Annotated in this window: 21 protein-coding genes; 1 reads left to right on the forward strand and 20 read right to left on the reverse strand. The window is 48.6% G+C overall.

Features of this window, described 5'->3' with window-relative positions; all coding sequences use genetic code 11:
* Positions 1-164: 164 nt before the first annotated feature.
* From rpsR to AC4E8B_RS25115, 8 genes are all read right to left on the reverse strand, one after another.
* Complete coding sequence (rpsR, locus tag AC4E8B_RS25080) at positions 165-410, reverse strand: 30S ribosomal protein S18 (protein WP_009796290.1); 246 nt, start codon at positions 408-410, stop codon at positions 165-167.
* A gap of 52 nt (positions 411-462) precedes the next feature.
* Positions 463-987: a single-stranded DNA-binding protein gene (gene ssb, locus AC4E8B_RS25085; RefSeq protein ID WP_490216256.1), complete on the reverse strand. Its 525-nt coding sequence runs from the start codon at positions 985-987 to the stop codon at positions 463-465.
* A 44-nt stretch (positions 988-1,031) separates the two neighbouring features.
* A complete protein-coding gene (rpsF, locus tag AC4E8B_RS25090) occupies positions 1,032-1,319 on the reverse strand; it encodes a 30S ribosomal protein S6 (protein ID WP_490216257.1) in 288 nt (95 codons plus the stop codon).
* 178 nt (positions 1,320-1,497) lie between these two features.
* Positions 1,498-2,655, reverse strand: coding sequence for a glycosyltransferase family 4 protein (locus AC4E8B_RS25095; RefSeq protein ID WP_490216258.1), 1,158 nt, complete (start codon positions 2,653-2,655; stop codon positions 1,498-1,500).
* 12 nt (positions 2,656-2,667) lie between these two features.
* Positions 2,668-3,198 (reverse strand): phosphatase PAP2 family protein, encoded by a 531-nt coding sequence (locus AC4E8B_RS25100; protein WP_490216259.1) that lies wholly within the window; start codon positions 3,196-3,198, stop codon positions 2,668-2,670.
* Positions 3,199-3,928: 730 nt separating this feature from the next.
* A complete protein-coding gene (ychF, locus tag AC4E8B_RS25105; protein WP_490216260.1) occupies positions 3,929-5,029 on the reverse strand; it encodes a redox-regulated ATPase YchF in 1,101 nt (366 codons plus the stop codon).
* Positions 5,030-5,194: 165 nt separating this feature from the next.
* Positions 5,195-5,392, reverse strand: coding sequence for a DUF951 domain-containing protein (locus tag AC4E8B_RS25110; RefSeq protein WP_148976142.1), 198 nt, complete (start codon positions 5,390-5,392; stop codon positions 5,195-5,197).
* Between the two features lie 11 nt (positions 5,393-5,403).
* A complete protein-coding gene (locus AC4E8B_RS25115; RefSeq protein ID WP_490216261.1) occupies positions 5,404-6,294 on the reverse strand; it encodes a mechanosensitive ion channel family protein in 891 nt (296 codons plus the stop codon).
* A gap of 385 nt (positions 6,295-6,679) precedes the next feature.
* Between AC4E8B_RS25115 and yyaC the strand changes: the two genes are divergently transcribed.
* Positions 6,680-7,318: a spore protease YyaC gene (gene yyaC / locus AC4E8B_RS25120; protein ID WP_490216262.1), complete on the forward strand. Its 639-nt coding sequence runs from the start codon at positions 6,680-6,682 to the stop codon at positions 7,316-7,318.
* A 40-nt stretch (positions 7,319-7,358) separates the two neighbouring features.
* Here yyaC and AC4E8B_RS25125 read toward each other — a convergent pair whose 3' ends face one another.
* The 12 genes from AC4E8B_RS25125 to rpmH form a co-directional block, all read right to left on the reverse strand.
* Complete coding sequence (locus tag AC4E8B_RS25125; RefSeq protein ID WP_490216263.1) at positions 7,359-8,072, reverse strand: DUF554 domain-containing protein; 714 nt, start codon at positions 8,070-8,072, stop codon at positions 7,359-7,361.
* A gap of 63 nt (positions 8,073-8,135) precedes the next feature.
* Complete coding sequence (locus tag AC4E8B_RS25130) at positions 8,136-8,993, reverse strand: ParB/RepB/Spo0J family partition protein (RefSeq protein WP_490216264.1); 858 nt, start codon at positions 8,991-8,993, stop codon at positions 8,136-8,138.
* Positions 8,986-9,747 (reverse strand): ParA family protein, encoded by a 762-nt coding sequence (locus AC4E8B_RS25135; protein ID WP_490216265.1) that lies wholly within the window; start codon positions 9,745-9,747, stop codon positions 8,986-8,988. Before AC4E8B_RS25135 ends, AC4E8B_RS25130 begins: the two co-directional genes overlap by 8 nt.
* 180 nt (positions 9,748-9,927) lie before the next feature.
* Entirely contained in the window at positions 9,928-10,464 is a 537-nt protein-coding gene (locus tag AC4E8B_RS25140; RefSeq protein ID WP_490216266.1) for a DUF4256 domain-containing protein, read from the reverse strand.
* 111 nt (positions 10,465-10,575) lie between these two features.
* The gene (gene noc / locus AC4E8B_RS25145) at positions 10,576-11,457 is read right to left on the reverse strand and encodes a nucleoid occlusion protein (protein WP_490216267.1); all 882 of its coding nucleotides are present in this window, start codon (positions 11,455-11,457) and stop codon (positions 10,576-10,578) included.
* A 177-nt stretch (positions 11,458-11,634) separates the two neighbouring features.
* Positions 11,635-12,351 carry a 16S rRNA (guanine(527)-N(7))-methyltransferase RsmG gene (rsmG, locus tag AC4E8B_RS25150; RefSeq protein ID WP_490216268.1) on the reverse strand — a complete coding sequence of 239 codons (717 nt, stop codon included), beginning with the start codon at positions 12,349-12,351 and terminating at the stop codon, positions 11,635-11,637.
* Positions 12,352-12,377: 26 nt separating this feature from the next.
* Positions 12,378-14,267 carry a tRNA uridine-5-carboxymethylaminomethyl(34) synthesis enzyme MnmG gene (gene mnmG, locus AC4E8B_RS25155; RefSeq protein ID WP_490216269.1) on the reverse strand — a complete coding sequence of 630 codons (1,890 nt, stop codon included), beginning with the start codon at positions 14,265-14,267 and terminating at the stop codon, positions 12,378-12,380.
* A 47-nt stretch (positions 14,268-14,314) separates the two neighbouring features.
* Entirely contained in the window at positions 14,315-15,700 is a 1,386-nt protein-coding gene (gene mnmE, locus AC4E8B_RS25160; protein WP_490216270.1) for a tRNA uridine-5-carboxymethylaminomethyl(34) synthesis GTPase MnmE, read from the reverse strand.
* A 419-nt stretch (positions 15,701-16,119) separates the two neighbouring features.
* Positions 16,120-16,740, reverse strand: a complete 621-nt coding sequence (gene jag / locus AC4E8B_RS25165; RefSeq protein WP_490216271.1) for an RNA-binding cell elongation regulator Jag/EloR — start codon at positions 16,738-16,740, stop codon at positions 16,120-16,122.
* The gene (gene spoIIIJ, locus AC4E8B_RS25170) at positions 16,737-17,513 is read right to left on the reverse strand and encodes a YidC family membrane integrase SpoIIIJ (RefSeq protein ID WP_490216273.1); all 777 of its coding nucleotides are present in this window, start codon (positions 17,511-17,513) and stop codon (positions 16,737-16,739) included. Before spoIIIJ ends, jag begins: the two co-directional genes overlap by 4 nt.
* A 198-nt stretch (positions 17,514-17,711) precedes the next feature.
* Positions 17,712-18,086, reverse strand: a complete 375-nt coding sequence (gene rnpA / locus AC4E8B_RS25175; RefSeq protein WP_490216275.1) for a ribonuclease P protein component — start codon at positions 18,084-18,086, stop codon at positions 17,712-17,714.
* Between the two features lie 188 nt (positions 18,087-18,274).
* On the reverse strand, positions 18,275-18,409 hold the full coding sequence (rpmH, locus tag AC4E8B_RS25180; RefSeq protein WP_009796313.1) for a 50S ribosomal protein L34: 135 nt from the start codon (positions 18,407-18,409) through the stop codon (positions 18,275-18,277).
* Between the last annotated feature and the right edge of the window lie 694 nt (positions 18,410-19,103).

Below are 19,103 nucleotides of genomic sequence, written 5' to 3' on the forward strand. Positions count from 1 at the left end.
TTCTGAAATGCGGAGGGTGACTTATTAAGGAACGCAGACTAAAAACGCCACGTCCTGTGGCAACGTCTGCATGACCCACATCCTGTGGGCCTCAAGCTTCCAAAACAATCATTTATGTATCAAAAAAAGAAGGACACCCATAAGGCGCCCTTCTTTATTATATATTATTCACCTGAAACGTAAGGCAATAATGCCATGATACGCGCACGCTTGATAGCAACAGTCAATTTACGTTGGTATTTAGCGTTTGTACCAGTTACACGGCGTGGTAAAATTTTACCGCGCTCAGAGATGAATTTTTTCAGAAGATCTACATCTTTGTAGTCGATGTGAGTGATTCCGTTTGCTGTGAAATAGCAAACTTTACGGCGTTTTGCACGTCCGCCTCTGCGTCCTCCTCCAAATGCCATGTCATTTCCCTCCTTTTGGGTGTATTATATTGTTCCCGTCCAATCAAGGGGATCAGAATGGCAGATCGTCATCGGAAATGTCGATTTGGCCATCGTTTGCGAATGGATCTTCATCCACACGCGTATACCCCTGATTGCTGCGGTTATTATTCTGGCGCTGATTCTGATCATTATTTCCATATGGGAAATCCTGCTCTCTTGAAGGACCGCCATAGTTTCCGTCATTCCGGCCGCCGCTCGGGCCTCCGCCTGAAGCATTTTTCGGCTCCAGGAACTGAACGCTGTCTGCCATTACTTCTGTAACGTAGACGCGCTTGCCATCCTGTCCCTCATAGCTGCGGGTCTGCAGGCGTCCATCAACACCGGCAAGGCTTCCCTTTTTAAGGAAGTTTGCGACGTTTTCAGCTGGACGGCGCCAGATCACACAGTTGATGAAGTCAGCTTCCCTTTCTCCCTGCTGATTCGTAAAAGTACGGTTAACAGCAAGTGTGAAGGAAGCAACGGGCACTCCATTTGGCGTGTACCTTAACTCAGGATCTTTCGTTAAACGTCCGACAAGAACAACACGGTTCATCATCAGAATCAACTCCTTCCTTATTTAAAACTAGTCTATATCAAGTCTTACTTTTCGTCTTTAACAACCATGTGGCGGATGATATCTTCGCTGATCTTAGCAAGGCGAGTGAACTCGTCCACTGCAGCAGTTTCCGCGTTCAGGTGGATCAACTGGTAGTAGCCGTCACGGAAATCGTTGATTTCGTAAGCCAGGCGGCGTTTGCCCCAGTCTTTTGATTCAGTCAGTTCCGCACCATTATCAGTCAGGATAGAGTTAAAACGCTCTACAAGAGCCTTTTTAGCCTCATCTTCAATGTTTGGACGGATGACGTACATGATTTCGTACTTTCTCATCTCATTACACCTCCTTTTGGTCTAAGCGGCCCATTCGGGCAAGGAGTAACTATTCATTACTCACAAGTTGAAATTATAGCATATATCCGGAAGGAAAGCAATCTTCCTCCCCAAAAGAAAAAACCTCATTACGAGGTATATTTATCATATCATATTCTACTGGACAAATTCCATTCTTTTATCCCAAATTCCGGAAACGGTAACCATCCTCAAATGCAATCTCTTCATATTCCGCCAGCAGCCGGTCCATGATTGCATCCCATGACTGCCGTTCAGCATACTTTCTCGCCTCCCGGGACATACTGGCAAGCTTTGCGGGATCACCAAGTAGCTCCTGAATGGCATCTGCAAATGACCTGCTCCCGCCTGCCGGGCAAATCCGGCCGGTCCTGCCATCCGAGATAATTTCCGCCGGGCCTCCTTTATCCGCCACAACCGCAGGAGTGCCGGATGAGAGGGCTTCAAGGACCACATTTCCGAATGTTTCAGTAGGGGAGGGGAAGATAAGCAAATTGGCCACCGCATAAAGGCCTGCCAGCCTTTCGCCCGTGACATAGCCGGTCATTGTCACATTGCCTCTGCCTGCAGACTCCTTTGCGAATGGATGGAACTCAGGTCCGTCGCCGACAATCAGCCAGTGCACCCGCTCCCGGATTTCTTCGGGGAGGCATTGCATTGTCTGCAGCAGGGTGCCGAGATCCTTTTCCGGTGCAAGCCTGCCCGCATAAAGGAGGATATGGGGCTCCTTTATCCCGTATTCTTCCCTGACGCCATCCTTATCCCTTTCAGGATGGAACAGCATGCTGTCGACTCCGCGCGTCCAGAGGGATACAGGATGAAGCCCCTGGGCTTCAAGGATTCTTTTCGTATCCTTTGACGGGACGAATATACGCTGGAAGGACTGGTGAAACCATTTCATATATTTCCAGAATAGGGGGGAAAGCCACTGGCATTTATAGAGCCTTAAGTATTGGTCGAAATGTGTGTGGTAGGAGCCGGCAATCGGAATGCCCAGCTTATTTGCTGCATGAATCCCGTAAAGCCCCATTGTCAGCGGAGTGGCAATATGGACAATATCGGGGGAAAACTTCTGCAGCCTTTCTGTGATTTTGCGGGGATTGGCCAGGGCCGTTCTGCATTCAGGATAAAAAAGAAAGGGAACGCTCAGGAACTCAGCTGCATTCGGATAGGAGATGCCCTCAGCAGATCCCGGGATAAAAAGCATGTAATCGATATTCCGCTTCTCAAGATGGTCTGTGAGTCGCTTCAGTGTGTTAGCCACTCCATTGATCTGGGGATAAAAGGTATCAGAAAAAATCGCCACCTTCACTCTCATTCCTCCTCCATATTAAAATGACCGGGCCATTGCTGCGAAAAAAACACCTGCAGCTGTGCCAAGCAGAGACCCTGCCGCAATATCGGTAGGATAATGGACGCCAAGCACAACTCTTGAAAGAGCGACAAGACCAGCAGCTGCCAATAAAGCGGGAGCAATTGGAGGGAATAGAATACTGTAAGGGACTGCCAGGGAAAAAGCGGCTGTTGAATGTCCTGACGGAAAAGAATGATCCTTAAACCGGAATCCATGTACACGGACGCCGGAAAGCACCTGGAAGGGACGGATTCTCTTAACGGCCCGCTTGATCAGGACAGCGGCAAGGTGGCTTACACCAAGAGACAAAGACGCTGCTGCTGCCGGCCGGAACAGGGAAGATGGCCCCGCCAGCATAACGATCAGCTGGAGGCCGACCGTAAACCGCGCACCGCCCAAATGGGTCAGCACTTGAAAGAAACGGATGAAGACTGCCTCTGACCTGCTGTTGCAATAATGGAACCACAGCTCATCCTGCCTTCGGATCCAGGCTCTGGCACGGCTCATCACACATCCTCCTTTTAACTCTTTCTTCTTTTTCATTGTAAAAAGAATGTGTAACAGCCGTTTGAATCCTATGTAAATTTATTGTTAATCAACCACGAAAGGCGGTGGGGGCTTGCTCAGCTCCGACAAGCATAAGACACTTTGGAATTGAAGGCGTTCTTTGCCTTCAGGTCCAAAGTGGCTTATGACTCGAGGGGCTAGCGCCCGGAGCTGGACCAAGGAAAGGCGGAGGGGGCTTGCTCAATCAAGGAACCCAGGCTTCAAGCGGAATTCATGAGGCACTCTGACACTTCTTCCCCCCTCACAGAATGCCTCAAAACACCAACATGAAGCACTCTGACACTTCTTCGCCCATCACAGAGTGACCCAAAACATCAACATGAAGCACTCTAACACATCTTCCCCCCTTGCAGAGTGCCTCAAAACACCAACATGAAGCACTCTGACACTTCTTCGCCCATCACAGAGTGCCCCAAAACATCAACATGAAGCACTCTAACACACCTTCCCCCCTCACAGAATGCCTCAAAACACCAACATGAAGCACTCTGACACTTCTTCGCCCATCACAGAGTGCCCCAAAACATCAACATGAAGCACTCTAACACACCTTCCCCCCTTACAGAGTGCCTCAAGCATTCTCTGCTGCGTCCTCCTTGCCCACATCCATCTCGCTTCCCACAGCCCAACAAAAAAAGCCCCCAAAAATGGGAGCTTCTCATAATACCTATTAAACATTAAAGCGGAAATGGATGATATCTCCATCTTTAACGATATACTCTTTACCTTCGAGACGAACCTTCCCGGCTTCCTTCGCTGCTGCCATTGTCCTGGCTTCCAGAAGGTCATCATAGTGGACGGTTTCTGCTCTGATGAAGCCTCTTTCAAAGTCCGTATGGATGATGCCGGCACACTGTGGTGCCTTCATGCCTTTGCGGAATGTCCATGCGCGGACTTCCTGTACACCTGCCGTGAAATAAGTGGCAAGGTCAAGCAGGTGGTAAGCTGAGCGGATCAGCTGGTCAAGGCCTGATTCCTCAATGCCAAGCTCTTCAAGGAACATTTGCTTTTCTTCGCCTTCAAGCTCGGCGATTTCAGATTCGATTTTCGCACAGACAACGATGACTTCGGCATTATCTTTCTCAGCAAAGTCCCTGACGCTTTGGACATATTCATTTGATGATGGATCTGTCACATCGTCTTCCCCTACATTGGCTACATACAAGACAGGCTTGATTGTCAGGAGGTGGAGGTTCTTGGCAATCTTATGCTGCTCTTCTGTGAATTCCACAGTGCGGGCAGGCTTGTCTGATTCGAACGCATCCTTCAGCAGTTCAAGCACTTCCAGTTCAGCGACAGCTTCCTTATCCTTCTGCTTCGCCATTTTGCCGACGCGGGCAATCCGCTTCTCGACTGATTCCAGGTCAGCAAGGATCAGCTCCAGGTTGATTGTTTCGATATCGGAAATCGGATCAACCTTCCCGGATACGTGCGTGATATTGTCATCTGCAAAGCAGCGGACAACCTGGCAGATTGCATCCACTTCACGGATATGGGAAAGGAATTTATTCCCGAGGCCTTCCCCTTTGCTCGCGCCTTTTACGATTCCGGCGATATCAGTGAATTCGAATGTCGTCGGTACCGTTTTCTTCGGCTGCACAAGCTCTGTCAGCTTGTTCAGGCGGTGATCGGGAACCTCAACAATCCCCACATTCGGGTCAATCGTACAAAACGGATAGTTGGCAGATTCCGCACCTGCCTGTGTAATTGCATTAAATAAGGTAGATTTGCCAACGTTCGGCAAGCCTACAATCCCAGCTGTCAATGCCATCCCAGTCACTCCTCAACTTTTATTTCAGCATCTATTTCAAAAACTGTGCATTCTATTTTCAATAAGGCTGTTTCTCTTCTTGTAAAATTGGACAAGCCTCCCACAATTATAGAGATTTGCCGGGCAAATGACAAGTCCATCCCCTTCCAGAAAAAAGAAGCATGACTATTCTTCATGCTTCACGAGGATCTTTTTCAATTTCCGGCTGAATTCTTTTCTTGGAATCATGACGCTGTGTGAGCAGCCCTCGCATTTGATGCGGATATCCATGCCAAGGCGGATGATTTTCCAGCGGTTGGCCCCGCACGGATGGGCTTTTTTCATTTCTACGACATCATTCAGGCCATACTCTTTAGGTTCCATGCTTGTTCCTCCTATGCTTTTTCCGCACTTTTTTCACCTTGTTCTTCCGTGCGCGAGTACATGACCATGCGCGGGAATGGAATTTCGATGCCATGTGCATCCAAGGCCATTTTGATTTCCTTCCTCAGCTGCCTTGCAATGAAGAAATGCTTCATCGGCATCGTTTCCGATATTACCCGGATGACCACGTCAGAGGCGGCAAGGTTCTGGACCCCCAATATTTCAGGCGTTGTGACCATATCCTCATATTTTTCAGGAAGAGTTTCCAGCAAGTCCTTCAGCACCTGCTCCGCCTTCTGGATATCACCTTCATAGGCAATGCTCACATCAACAAAGGCTACACTGTTATGAATCGAGAAATTGGTCACCTGGACTATGCTTCCGTTCGGCAGAATATGGAGCTCACCTGTCCAGCTCTTAATTTTTGTAGTCCTGAGGCCGATTTCTTCTACTGTCCCTTCGAATTGATCGACTCTTATATAATCGCCGACCGAGAACTGATCTTCAAATATGATGAAAAAGCCGGTAATGATATCCTTTACAAGATTCTGGGCGCCGAAGCCGACCGCAAGGCCGACAATCCCGGCACCGGCGAGAAGTGCCCCAACATCGATCGTCAAGGTCGACAGAATCATCATGATCATAATGAAGGACACCGCATACGTCAGGACATTTTCGAGAAGCTTGACGAGTGTTGCCTCCCGGCGGTAGCTGATCCGGAGCGGCGAGTGGCTCCGCACGGCAAAAACCTTGCGGATGGCCGCCCGTCCGATCCGGATGATCAGGCTGGATACAATCAGGATGGCAATGATCTTCAGGAATCCTTGCCCAATGGAAATCCACATATCCTCATTTGCCAGCTGATCCCTAATTCCTTGAAGCATTTTTTCTGCAGAAGTCATGGTTTCACCCGCTTACTTTTAGTGAATTATATAAGAAAAACGCACGCCTTTCCCCAGTAGGAACGAAGGCTATGAACGCCGCATCCTGCAGCCAAAGTTCAAAATTCTACTTTCTTATCTTATAAAATTAAATCCATTTTAACAATTTGCGAGATTTTTTTACAGTCAGAACCGTATGAATGCCTTCTCTAAGATCCTTTTCGATTCCTATACTGCCTTCCCCGCCTGCACAAACGCCCTTTAATTCATTAAAGTGACGTATCGTACGGACTTCAGCACCCATACCAAGATATGATTCTCTGTTTATCTTTTTACTGATGCAGGTATGTATAGATTACAAATTTTTTCCGTATACTGTTACTACCATATTGAGGGAGTGGAACCAATGAACTTAAGGACGAATTTATTTGAAAAAAAGGCCAGCAGTGCCCGTGTTGCCCATGATGAGCAGAATGCTGCAAACAAGCTGGCCGCAGAGCTTTTAAATTTCCTGCCCCCAGGCATCGGTGTACGCCCTGTCGTTTTTGTCTGCATCGGCACTGACCGCTCTACCGGAGATTCATTGGGCCCGCTTATCGGAACGCTTCTTGAAGAGAAAGCTGTGGCTCCCTTTCATGTGTACGGAACGCTGGATGATCCGATCCATGCCGTAAATCTGGAGGAAAAGCTGAAGGAAATCAAAGCATCGCACGTACGCCCTTATATCATCGGAATTGACGCATGCCTTGGCCGCCTGAAGAGCGTAGGCGTCATCCAGGTCGGATCCGGCCCAGTCAAGCCGGGAGCAGGTGTGAATAAGGAGCTTCCTGAGGTTGGCGAAATGCATATTACCGGTATTGTGAATGTGAGCGGATTTATGGAGTTCTTTGTCCTTCAGAATACGAGGCTGAATCTTGTGCTGAGGATGGCAAAGACGATTGCTTCCGGAATCCATGAAGCGAGCCTTGACGCAAGGTTCAAACAGGCATGGCCGCGCATCAGCTGGGATTTGGGCACAGTCGAACAGGCAAAGCTTAATCAATAGGGAAGAGGGAGGACAGAGCATTGCCGTCCGGCCTCTTCAATCAGGCAATCTGCTGGTAAAAATAGATCGACGTGACAATGACAGCAGTCACTAGGATGCCGGGCAGGAGATTGGCCACCCTGATCTTCGTCAATCCTGTCAGGTTCAGCCCGATTGCAAAGATCATCACCCCGCCCGCTGCCGTCATTTCTACTATGAACTGGTCCATCAGCGCCTGAGGGACAAACCGGTCAATCTGAGTCGCAAAAAGGGCGATCAGTCCTTCATAAAGGACAACCGGAACGGCAGAAAAGATGACGCCGATCCCGAGGGTCGTCGTCAGGATGAGTGCCGTAAAGCCGTCAATAATCGATTTTGTGAACAGGACATCATGGTCGCCGCGGATACCGCTGTCCAACGCACCGATGATTGCCATCGCCCCGATCACAAAAATAAGGGTCGCTGTCACAAAGCCCTGTGAGATGCTGCTCTGTCCAGTTGAGCCAATCTTCCTCTCCAACCAATTGCCGACTGCATTTAGCTTATCCTCAAGCCCAAGCCACTCGCCAATCACAGCCCCCAGCACAAGACTCAGGATGACAATCAGGAAATTTTCACTTTTAAAGCCCATCTGCAGGCCGAGGACGATGACTGCCAGTCCGATTGCATACATGACGGTGCCTTTCATGCTTTCCGGGATGCGGTGAAGCAGCTTGCCTAGAAGCGTGCCAATCACAATCAGCAGCCCGTTCACTAAAGTGCCTAATAAAAACATTTCATTTCACCTTTATCTGTATAGTAGTTGATGAAAAAAGAAGAAAAAGCCATCCATGATGGCTTATGAACGCTCTTGATCCAATATGTGCAAAATACGGTCCAGATCGTCTTTGGAAAAGAACTCGATCTCGATTTTACCTTTATCTTGATTTTTATTCTGCTTGATGCTGACCGGGGTTCCGAACCGTTCCCGCAGAGAAGTTTCCTGCGCCTTGATGAACACATCCTTAGGCTGCTTCACTTTCTTTGTTTCACGTGGAACAAGCTCATTCAGGTGATGGATCAGCTGTTCAAGCTGGCGGACATTGAGCCCTTCCTTCATTGCACGGTCCGCGACTGCCTGGAGCTTTTCCTTTTGCCTGAGGCCCAAAAGCGCACGTCCATGTCCCATCGTGATCTTGCCGCCTGAAATCAGCTCCTGGATTTTCGGAGGGAGCGACAAGAGCCTGATATGATTGGCAATATGAGGCCTGCTTTTACCCAATCTCTTCGCAAGCTCTTCCTGTGTCATCTTCAGCTTCTCGATCAGCTGCTGATAGGCGGCCGCTTCCTCCATCGGAGTGAGGTCCGCGCGCTGCAGGTTCTCCAGGATGGCCAGCTCCATCATCTGCTTTTCGCTCAATTCCCGGATGACGGCCGGAACCTTTTCAAGGCCTGCTTCTTTGGCTGCCCGGCAGCGGCGTTCACCTGCAACGATTTCAAAGCCCCTGATGCTTTTTCTCAGGATGACCGGCTGAAAGATGCCATGCTCAAGAATCGACTGCTTCAGCTCATCGATGGCTGCCTCGTCAAATGTCTTTCTCGGCTGATAAGGATTCGGACGGATTTCCGAAAGCCTGATCTCCTGGATTATTTCCTCTGTATCTGCTTCAGCGTTCGAGAAGAAAGCATTCAGCCCTTTTCCCAGACCTTTAGCCATTCGAAATCACTTCCTTTGCCAAATCTAGATACACTTCAGCTCCCCGGGATTTCGGATCATAAATGATGATAGGTTCCCCGTGGCTCGGTGCTTCGCTTAAACGGACATTGCGCGGAATGATCGTTTTATAGACTTTATCCTGGAAGTATTTCTTTACCTCTTCAATGACCTGTATACCCAGATTCGTCCTGGCATCAAGCATCGTCAGAAGAACACCTTCAATTTTCAGTTCATGGTTCAGGTGCTTCTGCACAAGGCGGACCGTATTCAGCAGCTGGCTGAGCCCTTCGAGTGCATAATATTCACACTGGACCGGGATCAGGACGGCATCGGAAGCCGTCAGGGAGTTGATCGTCAAAAGGCCGAGGGAAGGAGGGCAGTCGATGATGATATAATCGAAGTCCTTTTTCACTTCTTCAAGGGCCCTTTTGAGCCTCACTTCCCGGGAAATAGTCGGAACCAGCTCGATTTCCGCCCCTGCGAGCTGAATGGTCGCAGGAATGGCATACAGATTCTCGACGGCTGTCGGCTTGATCACTTTCCGTGCTTCAACATCATCGACAAGAACATCGTAGATGCACTGGTCCACGTCCGCTTTTTCTATGCCTATCCCGCTTGTCGCATTGCCCTGCGGATCAATGTCGACCAGCAGCACTTTCTTTCCTATGTATGCCAAACAGGCTCCCAAATTCACAGAGGTCGTCGTCTTTCCGACTCCTCCTTTTTGATTCGCAATCGCAATAATTTTCCCCACGGTGCCACCTACCTTATTCCTCTAAACAGTGTTATATCTATTGTATTCCTAATCTATGCAATCAGAAAAAAATTTACTAGAGTCACGACTTCTATTTTATCATGAATGGAATATGATGTTAGGTTTTTTCTTAAAATTCCCACAGATTGAGGAGAAATGAATATTTTGCCTGCTGCAGGCTCAGACCTTCAGCCTGCCCCGGAAGCCCCTCGCAGCATAGTACGAATCAGCGCCATTATGATAGACGAACACCTGGTTATAGCGGCGGTCGCAGAATAGGGCGCCGCCAAGCTCTCTGACTTCAGCAGGAGTCAGCACCCAGGAGGATGTTTTCAGGTCAAAGCTTCCGAGCTTCTGAAGCTCCCGGTACTGCTCTTCTGTCAAAAGCTCAATGCCCATCCCGGCAGCCAGTTCCATTGCGCTGTTTTCAGGCTTATGCTTTTTCCTGGACTCCAGCGCTTCACGGTCATAGCAGACACTTCTTCGGCCTTTAGGGCTTTCGGCAGAACAATCACAGAATATGTATTCATCATTTCTTTCATCGTAAGCAATGACATCCGGCTCCCCGCCGGTTGCTTCCATTTCATTGAGCGCTAAAAGCTTATCAGTCTGATCAGCAAGCTTTGCCTCCACCAGATTCCAATCAAGATTTTTATGGCGGTCCATATTCTTTTCAAAACGATCCTTCAAAGTGCCCAGCAGCAGTTCCTTGTCCATGCTTTTCCCTCCTAATGAATAGTGCAGTACTTATAATGAAAAACGCACTGCGGATTCCGGTGTGAAATACAGTGCGTTTTGTCTGCCATATTTATTATGTCTCACAATCTATCATTTCTTTTTCGGAATCTTGATCGTGAACTGATAAAATTCCTCGAATTCCTCTTCTTCGGAATCAAGATTGATGCCGCTGTCCGACACCATATTGAGGGACTGGCGGATGGTGTTGACTGCTATCCGCATATCCTTGCTGAAAGCCTTCCGTTTCGGCTTCGGCTTGTTTTCGCTCTGCTCCAGCAGTTTCACGACACGGTCTTCCGTCTGTTTGACATTAAGGCTTTTCTCAATGACTTCTTCCAGAAGCTTGACCTGCTTCTCCGGATTCTTCAGCGGAATGAGGGAACGGGCATGGCGCTCTGTGATCTGCTTGTTCAGCAGCGCTTCCTGGACCTGCTCCGGGAGCTTGAGGAGCCTGAGCTTGTTCGCAACAGTGGACTGTCCTTTGCCAAGCCGCTGTGCCAGGGCCTCCTGGGTCAGATTATGGAGCTCCAGCAGCTTTCCATAAGCAACCGCTTCCTCGATCGGCGAAAGCTCTTCGCGCTGCAGATTTTCAATCAGGGCAACAGAGGCGGTTTCGGTGTCGCTGAGATTTTTGACAATCGCAGGCACCTCGTCCCAGCCCAGCTTATTCATGGCCCGCCATCTGCGTTCGCCGGCAATGATCTCGAATTTGCCGTCATCGAATTCCCTGACAACGATCGGCTGGATGATCCCGTGCGTATGGATCGTGCGGGACAATTCCTCGATTTTTTCGTCATCAAATACCGTTCTCGGCTGAAAACGGTTCGGCACAATCTGTCCGATAGGGATCTTCCTGACTTCTTCCCTGTTAGTTGGTTCTTCTTCTATTATATTTAACTGTTCATCAGCTTTTTCAATTTCTTGTTCTTCCTTTTCGCCTAGGCCAAAAAAGCGTGAGAAAGAATGCTTCATCACCCTGCACCACCTTTACGAAACTCCCTATTACATATTCTCCTAAATAACGGGAACTCCTGCACCTCCGAAAAACAATCTTGGGCAGGCGGCCGCGTATTCATTCATGAGAATATGGATATATAACAACAGCTTCTATTAAAAATTATGCCATAAATCCGGGACAAAAGTAACTTATTATTCAATCGGGCTTTTATTCGGTGTGCCCGGCTTTCTTGGAAATTTCTTTGGTGTCGGCTTTTCTTTCCGGATTACAAAGATATTCCGTTCGCTTTCTTCTTCTGGTAAAAGGAAGGAGTGGGAATTCTCCAGCTTGCCGCCAAGCATCGTAATCGCTTTCTTGCCTGCAGCCAGCTCATCCTGGGCACTGGCCCCTTTCATGGCAACAAAATGGCCGCCGACCCTGGCAAGGGGAAGGCAAAGCTCAGTCAGCACCGACATTCTGGCAACGGCCCTGGCTGTGACGACATCAAAGGCTTCCCTGTATTCCTTGTTCTGCCCGAACGTTTCCGCCCGGTCATGGACGAAACGGACATTTTCAAGTCCAAGCTTTCCTGCCAGGTGCTCCAGGAAGCTGATGCGCTTATTCAGTGAATCAACGATGGTCACGCTGATTTCCGGGAACGCAATCTTGATCGGAAGGCTCGGGAAACCCGCTCCTGCACCTACATCACATATATGTAAGGGCTTGGAGAAATCAAAATAAAAGGCAGCGGAAACAGAGTCATAGAAGTGCTTCAAATAGACTTCCGGCTTGTCTGTTATGGCTGTCAGATTCATTTTTTCATTCCACTCAACCAATGTTTCAAAATAGATATTGTATTGATCAATCTGCCTGGAGGAAAGGGAAATCCCTTTCTCCTCCAGCATCTTGATGAATTGTTCTGTATTCATTGCCCATTCCTTTCCTGCAGCTGTGATTAGTTGTTGGAAACCCTGGCGACCCTTCCCTGCTCAAGATATACAAGCAGGATGGAGATATCGGCAGGATTGACTCCGGAAATCCGGGAAGCCTGCGCAATGGACAGCGGGCGCACTTCCTTCAGCTTTTGGCGGGCCTCTGAAGCGAGTCCGTTGATTGCATCATAATCGATATTTTCCGGCACCTTTTTGTTTTCCATCTTCTTCAGGCGCTCGACCTGCTGCAGGGATTTTTCGATATATCCTTCATATTTCAGCTGGATTTCGACCTGTTCTGTCACATCAAAGTCCCATTCCGCGTCGGCAGGTGCCGCAAGCTTGATATGCTCATACGACATTTCCGGGCGCTTGAGCAGGTCTGAGGCACGGATTCCGTCCTTCAGCTCGCTTCCGCCCTGGCTTTTGATCATTTCCTGCACTTCGGCTGTGGGCTTGATGATGATGGAACGCAGCCTTTCTTTTTCCTCTTCGATCGCCTGCTTTTTCTCTGTGAAGCGTCCGTATCTTTCTTCATTGATCAGGCCGATCTTATGGCCGACATCCGTCAGGCGCAGGTCGGCATTGTCATGGCGGAGAAGCAGCCTGTATTCCGCCCGTGAAGTAAGGAGGCGGTAAGGCTCGTTCGTTCCTTTTGTGACAAGATCGTCGATCAGTACACCGATATAGGCATCAGAGCGGCTGAGAATCAGCTCTTCCTTGCCAAGCGCGTTAAGGCCGGCATTGATTCCTGCCATAAGCCCCTGGCCCGCAGCTTCCTCATAACCGGAAGTTCCGTTGATCTGTCCTGCGGTATACAGATTCTTGACCTTTTTCGTTTCCAATGTCGGCCAGAGCTGGGTTGGGACGATGCTGTCATACTCAATCGCATAGCCGGCACGCATCATCTGCACATTTTCAAGGCCGGGGATCGTACGGAGGATCTTCTGCTGCACATCCTCGGGCAGACTTGTGGAGAGCCCCTGTACATACACTTCCTGCGTATTCCGCCCTTCAGGCTCAAGGAAGATCTGGTGGCGAGGCTTATCATTGAAGCGGACCACCTTATCTTCGATGGAAGGGCAGTAGCGCGGCCCTGTCCCTTTGATCATGCCTGAATACATCGGCGAACGGTGCAGATTATCATCGATCAGACTGTGCGTTGTTTCATTTGTATAGGTAAGCCAGCATGGAAGCTGGTCAGTGATATATTTCGTCGTTTCATAAGAGAAGGCACGCGGCACATCATCACCGGGCTGGATCTCCGTCTTGCTGTAGTCGATCGTATGGCTGTTGACGCGCGGAGGCGTACCGGTCTTGAACCGGACCATATCGAAGCCAAGCTCCTGCAGATGCTCTGAAAGTTTGATGGACGGCTGCTGATTGTTCGGGCCGCTTGAATATTTCAGTTCGCCGAGGATGATTTCCCCGCGCAGGAATGTACCGGTTGTGATGACGACCGTCTTCGCGCTGTATACTGCACCGGTCATGGTTACGACACCTTTGCAGACGCCGTCTTCCACGATCAGCTTTTCGACCATCCCCTGCAAAAGAGTGATATTCGGTTCGTTTTCGATCGTCTTCTTCATTTCATGCTGATAGGTGAATTTATCGGCCTGCGCCCTGAGCGCACGTACAGCCGGACCTTTTCCTGTATTCAGCATCCTCATCTGGATATGGGTTTTATCAATATTTTTGCCCATTTCACCGCCGAGGGCATCAATTTCCCTGACGACGATCCCTTTTGCCGGCCCTCCGACTGAAGGGTTGCACGGCATGAAAGCAACCATATCAAGATTGATGGTTACCATTAATGTCTTGGCGCCGAGCCGCCCCGCAGCCAGGCCAGCCTCGACTCCCGCATGTCCTGCCCCAATGACAATGACATCATAATTGCCTGCATCATAATGCATGTTTCCTGCTGCCTCCTTCTTTCCAGGCTGTTTTCCCGCCTGCCGGATTATTTTCCAAGGCAAAATTGGGAGAAAAGCTGGTCAATCAAGCTGTCATGAACGCTTTCTCCGATAATCTCGCCCAAAAGCTCCCATGTTCTTGTCAAATCTATCTGAATAATATCGATCGGCGTTCCAAAATCTACTCCGTTCAGCGCTTCCTCAATGCTGTTTAGGGCCTGGTTCAGCAAAGCGATATGCCGGGTGTTGGACACATAAGTCATATCGCCCGCTTCAATGCTGCCGGCGAAGAACAGGGAAGAAATGCTTTCCTCCAGTTCATCGATGCCCTGGTCCTCCAGTAGTGAGGTAGTTACAAGCCGATGCTTTGCTGCCAGCTCCCGCACCCGCTCCATATCAATTTTCTGCGGAAGGTCGGTTTTGTTGACGATCACGATGACGTCCATGTCCTCTACCACTTTGAAGAGGTTCTCATCTTCCTGTGTCAGCTCATCTGAATAGTTGACGACAAGCAGGATCAGATCAGCTTCCTTCAGCACCTGGCGTGATTTTTCCACACCGATCCGCTCGACAATATCCTCTGTCTCCCGGATGCCGGCTGTATCAAGGAGCCTCAATGGGACTCCCCTGACATTTACATACTCTTCTATTACATCACGGGTTGTACCCGGTATATCAGTTACGATCGCCTTGTTTTCATGCACAAGGCTGTTTAGCAGGGAGGATTTCCCGACATTCGGCCTTCCGGCAATCACGGTCGACAAACCTTCACGCAGAATTTTCCCCTGCTGGGAAGTCTTCAAGAGCTTCTCAATCTCTCCTTTAACAAAGCCGGCCTTCTCAAGCAAAAGCTGATGGGTCATTTCTTCGACATCATCATATTCCGGATAATCGATATTAACCTCGATATGGGCCAGTGTTTCAAGGATTTCCTGGCGCAGCCTTTTCACCAGCTTGGAAAGGCGTCCCTCCATCTGGCCAAGCGCCACATTCATCGCCCGGTCAGTTTTGGCGCGGATCAAATCCATCACCGCTTCTGCCTGGGAAAGGTCGATCCGCCCGTTCAGGAATGCCCTCTTTGTGAATTCACCAGGTTCGGCGAGGCGGGCGCCATGGTTCAGCACGAGCTGCAGCACCCGGTTGACGGATACAATTCCGCCATGGCAGTTGATCTCTACCACATCTTCCTTCGTGAAGGTTTTCGGTCCCTTCATCACCGATACCATTACTTCCTCTGCCACCTGACCGGTTTTCGGATCGATGATATGGCCGTAATGGATCGTATGGGAAGCTGCATCACTTATGCGTTTTCCTCCCACTCCCCTGTAAAGCTTGTCTGCAATGGAGAATGCCTCATCGCCGCTCAGCCGGACAATGGCGATCGCGCCTTCCCCCATCGGAGTGGATATCGCTGCAATTGTATCTAGCTCCACCCTGCTGCCACCTCATTTCCTGTTTTCTATCTATATGATTAAAACGGTAATTTTTTAAGCCCCAAATAACTAGAATAGCACAAGAGCCATTGATAAAAAAGATTATTTGCTCAAGGTCATCCCGCTTATCCACAAGCTCCCCGAATCTCTACACATTATTATGCTCTATTTTAACTTATCCACATGTGAATAACAATAAAACCAGAAGCAAATACCGTCCTATATGTTATCCACAGCAGGAAATGCGGAGGCCGCTGTTCATGTTTAGAGAACACCGCGTCTTTCGGAATCACACCCAAAAGCCAATTCTGCGGGTCCAGCGCAAGAACAAGAGAAAAGTCCTCTGTTCTATTAAAGATCAGCCACTGTTTCTCTCAAAAAAAAAGAGCCCTATCCAAATGGATAAGGCTCGCACCCGGCTATTTCACCGGAGATATGACGATATGGCGGTTGGGATCGGCTCCGCTTGAGTACGTTTTGACTTTCCGCGTACCGGCCAGCGCCGCATGAATGATTTTTCTTTCATAGGAAGGCATCGGTTCGAGTGCAACATCCTTGCCTGTTTTGATTGCCTTTTGGGCAAGCCGCTGGGCAAGCTGGACGAGTGTATCGTTCCGGCGCTTCCGGTAATCCTCGGCATCCAGGACCACATTCAGGTAAGAATCGGAAGACTTATTGACCACAAGCTGGGTCAAATATTGAAGCGAATTCAGGGTCTGTCCCCTTTTTCCGATGAAAAGGGCAATTTTTTCGCCGGTCAGGACAAGCTCTATCTCTTTCCCGTCCTTAAGCACTTCCACTTCAACGGGCGCTTCCATTTTGTCTCCGATATCTTTCAGGAATTGAACGGCTTCCCCGATCGGATCAGGCTTCAGGACTGCCCTTACAACGGCAGGCTTCGAACCGAAGATCCCGAAAAAACCTTTCTTTCCTTCTTCAAGGATGCTGATTTCCGTACGGTCTCTTGTTGTTTGCAATTGAGCTAAAGCGGATTCTACTGCTGCTTCGACGGATTGTCCTGTAGCAGTCACTTCTTTCACTTCTTTGCTCCTCCCGCATTTCCGGCAGCTGCTTTTCTCAGATCCGGACCTTTGATGAAATACGTCTGGACAATCATAAAGATGTTACCGACAACCCAGTATAATGACAGGGCTGCAGGGAAATTGATTGCAAATACGATGATCATGACAGGCATGATCCAGAGCATCATGGCCATCTGCGGATTCTGGTTGGCAGTCCCCGCCATCATGATCTTCTGCTGGATGAAAGTCGTTGCGCCGGCAATCAGCGGCAGCAGGTAAATCGGATCCGGAGAACCGAGATCAAACCATAGGAAGTCATGGTTCGCAATCTCGCGCGTACGGGAAATGGCGTGATAGAAACCGATCAGGATCGGCATTTGAACGATGAGCGGGAAACAGCCTGCCAGCGGATTAACGCCATGCTGCTGGAAAAGCGCCATGGTTTCCTGCTGCAGCTTTTGCTGTGTTTTCTGGTCTTTGCTGCTGTATTTCTCTCTCAGCTTCTGCATCTCAGGCTGGAGGGCCTGCATGGCCTTCGAGCTTTTTGTCTGCTTGATCATCAGCGGCAGAATCAACAGGCGGATGATCAGGGTTACCACGATGATGGCAAGCCCATAGCTGCCGCCGAGTGTTTCAGCCACTTTTACGATGAACATCGAAAGCGGGTAAACAATATACTCATTCCAAAAACCTTCGCTTTCAGAGGTAATCGGCTTATTGACTTCTGTACATCCCGTCAAAAGAGCCATTAGGAAAATCAATCCGAATACAAGAAATATTCGCTTCTTCAACGTTTATCCTCCCTTGCTGCATTTCATTTTTATATAAGAAAAACCAGGTGTTCCCCCGGCCATAGGCGGCAGGTCCAAGCCATGGCTGCCTGTATGCTTCTTTTTATAGGCCTGTCCATCCTGCCTGCAGGACAATAAAGGCACTACGGTGATATTCTACCATTTTTCAGGCGCAAGCGCTTTAAAAATTCATAAACTTCATTCAGGCTTTTTCCGGTCCCGGGGGTGCCCGGGACGGCCAAGGACCTTGCCGACTTTAAGGACGTGGGTGAGGCTGTTTTTGATCTCATGAAATCCCATCTCGGCCACAGGCTTCCTGGCGATGATGACATAGTCATACTCATTATGTATGGAAGCATCCAGCTCATGGAATACCTGGCGGACATACCTTTTGATTTGGTTCCGGACCACTGCATTGCCGACCTTTTTGCTGACGGAAAGGCCGATGCGGAAGTGTTCCTGCCCCGTTTTCTTCAATGCATATATAACAAATTGACGGTTGGCAAATGACTTTCCTTTTTTAAAGGCTTCCTGAAATTCTTTATTCTTTTTGACTCTGAACTCTTTTTTCATGCCATTTACTCCTCAATCATAGAAAGCTCTGTCATTCATCCTTCAAGGAAAAGAGCGGGCAGCCGATCGGCAGCCTGCTCAATCCAAAAGGATTCTTTTACCTTTATAACCACAACCGGCCCCTTATATAAGAAGCAGGCTATATAATCTTTTCAAAAAGGAAAAAAGACCACTGACGTTTCAGTGGCCTAAGCAGATAATACTTTTCTTCCCTTTTGACGGCGGCGCGCTAAAACCTTGCGTCCGTTTGCACTGCTCATACGAGAGCGGAAACCGTGAACTTTGCTTCTTTTTCTCTTGTTCGGTTGGAACGTTCTTTTCATTATATTACACCTCCCTGAGGATAACAGTAAAAGACAGTCTTATTGATTATACAAAGATACCCGAATAATTGTCAACTCTTCATTCCGTTTTCCCTGATCGAAAAAGCCTGCCGGCATCGTTTATATCATTAAGTCTGCAAATAGTCTGTTTGATTGACCATCCAGAAGATCCGGACGCCCATTTTGCTACCTTTGAAATTTTACCTTTTTTCCGCCCGATTGTCACGACCCTTTTTCAAATTGGCTGCTGTTAATTTTTCCTGCTTCATGAATTTTTGCCCGTTGTGGATAAATTTTCGACAAGATTTTCACTATCCACAGGTGATATGACAAGTTTTTAACAGACTAACTGCTTGTGGACAATTAATATGCACAGGAAACCGCCTTTGTGGATAAAGCATTAAAAACCATTGCATGGCTTACTATTATTTGATATTATAGTTGTGTTTTCACACTTAATAATTATTGTGCATAACTTCTTTATCCACAGATTGTGGATAACATGTGGACAGGTTATTCAGGGGCTTTGATGAACTTTGTCCACATACCGGGGAAAATGTCGAAATCCCTATTTGTTTCCTTATTATATATTTATCCACATAAACAGTTTCGTATATAGATCACATAAGGGTTGTACAACTTGTATAACCCATCGTTCTGCTGGACGAAACTAACAGAAAAGGAGGGATACCTG

The organism is Bacillus sp. SRL543 (assembly GCF_984799205.1).